General features: G+C 63.9%; 2 protein-coding genes and 4 pseudogenes. 3 read left to right on the forward strand and 3 right to left on the reverse strand.

The genetic code is table 11. The features are described 5' to 3' along the window. Positions 1-41 precede the first annotated feature (41 nt). Positions 42-338 (forward strand): annotated as a pseudogene (locus JWP83_RS31255) (hypothetical protein). A 63-nt stretch (positions 339-401) separates the two neighbouring features. Here the strand turns inward: JWP83_RS31255 and JWP83_RS12315 are convergent. From JWP83_RS12315 to JWP83_RS12325, 3 genes and pseudogenes are all read right to left on the reverse strand, one after another. After that, positions 402-583: pseudogene (locus JWP83_RS12315) on the reverse strand (integrase core domain-containing protein); the annotation flags it as partial. A gap of 220 nt (positions 584-803) precedes the next feature. Further along, positions 804-1670: a cyclopropane mycolic acid synthase family methyltransferase gene (locus JWP83_RS12320; protein ID WP_297730221.1), complete on the reverse strand. Its 867-nt coding sequence runs from the start codon at positions 1668-1670 to the stop codon at positions 804-806. Positions 1671-1768: 98 nt separating this feature from the next. Then, positions 1769-1907, reverse strand: a pseudogene (locus tag JWP83_RS12325) (integrase core domain-containing protein); the annotation flags it as partial. Between the two features lie 16 nt (positions 1908-1923). Between JWP83_RS12325 and JWP83_RS12330 the strand changes: the two are divergent. Further along, positions 1924-2868, forward strand: coding sequence for a DMT family transporter (locus JWP83_RS12330; RefSeq protein WP_297730222.1), 945 nt, complete (start codon positions 1924-1926; stop codon positions 2866-2868). Positions 2869-2932: 64 nt separating this feature from the next. Then, positions 2933-3264 (forward strand): annotated as a pseudogene (locus JWP83_RS12335) (IS607 family transposase); the annotation flags it as partial.

Below are 3264 nucleotides of genomic sequence, written 5' to 3' on the forward strand. Positions count from 1 at the left end.
TGCCGGGCACCCTCGGTCAGGGTGTCCTCATCAACGAATCCGTGGCGAATCCTTATCTGGAGTTCGGTCCCAACACGGGAACCCCCATCGCCACGCTTACCGGGGCGCCGATCACCAACCTTGAGATATCGGTCAATGGCGGAGCCCACTAAACCGTTTTGTCGGAACTCGATTCCGGTGGCGTGGAGGGAACCATGCCCTTCGAATTACCAACGGGGACAACCGTTGACGTCTACGCCCCCGGGGATCCGACTGCGCTGTACTCCTACACCAACAACGTGGATTACTTCCCAATACCTTCGTCCGGCGTGATGAATACCGGGCTCTGCTCTTCTTGACTCACCCGGTGTACATCGATTACAGCCCCGGCGGTGTCGGGACGACCGTTGGTGGTCCAGTCGCTATGCGGCTTGGGGTTGGTGGGTCGTGGTCCACTGTAGGGCGAATTCGGTTGGGTGAGTTCGCCATGGACGGAGTGGGGTCTGTTGGCGTTGTCGTCGCAGCGCCAGTCTTCGACGACCACGCGGGCTTCGAGCAGCGAGTCGAACTGCCGCGAGTTGAGCAGTTCGTCGGGTAGCCGGCCCGGCGCCGTTGAACCGGGACGGCGGTTTACCCGTGGGGGCAACGCGCGGATGTTCACCGGATCCCGGCTTACGGTGGATCGGCTCCAGGCTGAGATTCGCCGAATGTACGGCCGTCATTACCGCCTGGTGACGCTGGTCGAAAAGATCGCGGCGCGTGGCAGGAGGCCACGAGTCATCCTGCGGATCGCAGTGCCAACCCAATTCGCTCGCAGGGCACAATCATTGCTTCCGCAGGGTGAATTGGTTGAGGTCGGTGTAGCCCTTGCGGAAGAGATCCGCGCAGCCGGTGAGGTACTTCATGTACCGCTCGTAGACCTCTTCGGACTGAATCGCGATGGCCTCGCTTTTGTGTGCCTCTAGGGACGCGGCCCATATGTCTAGGGTCTTGGCGTAATGCCGCTGCAGCGATTGGCGACGCTTCAGCTTGAAGCCCGCCTTCGCCGAGTGCTCCTTCACCATCTGAATGGTCGGCAGGAAGCCGCCTGGGAAGATTTCGGTTTTCATGAAGTCGCTGAATTCGACTATCTCCATCGTTAGCGGCAAGCCGGACTCGATGATTTCCTTCTCCGAGAGGACGGTGATCGTATGCAGCAGCATCGTGCCGTCGCCCGGCAACAGCTCATAAGCCCTCTTGAAGAAAGCGGCGTAGCGGTCATAGCCGACATGCTCGAACGGCCCGATCGCCACGATCCGGTCCACCGGCTCGTCAAACCGCTCCCAGCCCTCGAGCAGCACCCGCTTGGAACGCGGGCTATCCGATGCCGCGAGCAGCTGCTCGACGTAGGCAGCCTGGTTCTTGGACAGCGTCAAGCCGATGACGTTGACGTCGCATTTCTCGAGGGCTCGCCGCATGGCGGAGCCCCAGCCGCAGCCGATGTCAAGCAGTGTCATGCCTGGCTGCAAGCCCAGCTTGCTAAGCGAGAGGTCGATCTTGGCTATCTGCGCCTCTTCCAGTGTCATGTCCTCGCCCAGGAAGTAGGCGCACGTGTAAGTCTGGGTGGGGTCGAGGAACAGGCGGAAGAAGTCGTCAGATAGATCGTAGTGCGCCTGCACCTCCTCGAAATGCGGCGTCAGCCCGTCAGCCATGTTCGTGTTGCCTTTCCCTGGACCCCGCCGGCGCGTTGTGCGAAGTAGGCCGTCGGGTGCTCCAGTCGCTAGGCGGCTCGGGGTTGGTGGGTCGTGCATCACTCTAAGGCGAACTCGGTTGGAGTGCTTCGCCGAAGCGGAGTGGGGTCTGTTGGCGTTGTCGTCGCCGCGCCAGTCTTCGATGATCACGCGGGCTTCGAGCAGCGAGTCGAACTGCCACGAGTTGAGCAGTTCGTCGTTTCGCGTCGCTTGAATGCCGGGTATCCACCCGGCCATGGGGTGGGTCGCGCTGCACGCTGTGGCGATCGTGTCGGCGTTGCTCGCCGCATTTTGGGCCGCGGTAGGCATCGTCGTTCGGCAACGAGTCGCCCGCGGGGTTCCGGATGACAAAGCCATGTCGGCGACGATGGCCACAACCCTGATCCGCGAACCGCTGTGGTGGGCGGGCACTCTCGCCGCCGTCGCCGGTTACGCCTTTCAAGCACTGGCGCTGGCCCACGGATCCTTACTCTTGGTGCAACCGCTGCTGGTGTCGTCGCTGCTGTTCGCATTGCCGATGAGCGCGAGGCTGTGCCACCAGCGCATCACTTGGGCCGAGTGGGGCTGGGCGACGCTGTTGACCGCCGCCCTGGCTGTGTTCGTGCTCGTCGGCCAGCCCCGCGAGGGCCATTACCGGCCGCCGGTGCCGGCGTGGACGCTCGCGTTGGTGCTGACGGTGCCGCTGGTGATCGTGTGCGTCGTCGCGGCCCGCCGCGTCGGTGGCCGCCCCCGCGCCATGCTGCTGGCGGTCCCGGTGGCGGTCCTCCTGGGCATGATCGCCGTCTTGACCAAGATCTGCACGCACCGCTTCGCCGTGGGCGGGTGGCATGGGCTCCTGACAACTCCTGCTCTTTATGTGCTGGTCGCGCTGGCGGCGACGCTCACCGTGGTGCAACAGGCGGCGTTTCACGCCGGTGCGTTGCAGGCATCGGTACCGATCATGTTGGTGGGTGAACCGATCGTCGCGGTGGTGCTCGGTGTTGTCGTGCTCGGTGAGCACCTGTCGGTGCGGGGGCCGGCGGCGCTGGTCCTTACCGTCGCGGTCTTGGCGATGGCGGCGGCTGCTATTGCGCTGGGCCGCGATCAGGGCTCCGAAGCGAATTCGCCGACGCAGCGACCGTCCCCGATGGCTGTCGCCGGGTCGGGGAAAGCCCGATAGGGCTGCCAGCTGTTGCGGGTTGAGTGGTCGGTTGATGTCGGTGGTGTGTTGTAGGAACGGAAGTATGGATCTGGCGGTGTGGGCTGGGCGCAGCGGTGTTACGTGGGTGACTGCGTGCTGCTGGTTTCGCGCCGGACTGTTGGCGGTAGCGGCGCGGAAGGTGGGGCGGCTGGTTTTGCTGGACGACGACCCGTCTGTGTCGGGCGAAGCACGCTTACGAGCTGCGGTGTATGCGTGGGTGTCGTCGGCCGATCGGAGAGCAGATCTCGATCGGCAGGTGGTGCGGGTGACCGCGTGGGTAATGACCGAGCAGATCCCGGTCGGCAAGGTGGTGACTGAGGTCGGTTCGGCGTTGAACGGGCATGGGCGCAGATTCCTTGCTTTGCTGCGTGATCG

The organism is Mycobacterium sp., assembly GCF_025965855.1.
Taxonomy (GTDB): Bacteria; Actinomycetota; Actinomycetes; order Mycobacteriales; family Mycobacteriaceae; genus Mycobacterium.

Excerpts from the sequence above, each read along its gene's own strand:
- JWP83_RS12330 (WP_297730222.1), top strand. The coding sequence starts at position 1,924 with ATGCCGGGTATCCACCCGGCCATGGGGTGGGTCGCGCTGCACGCTGTG.
- JWP83_RS12320 (WP_297730221.1), bottom strand. The coding sequence starts at position 1,670 with ATGGCTGACGGGCTGACGCCGCATTTCGAGGAGGTGCAGGCGCACTAC.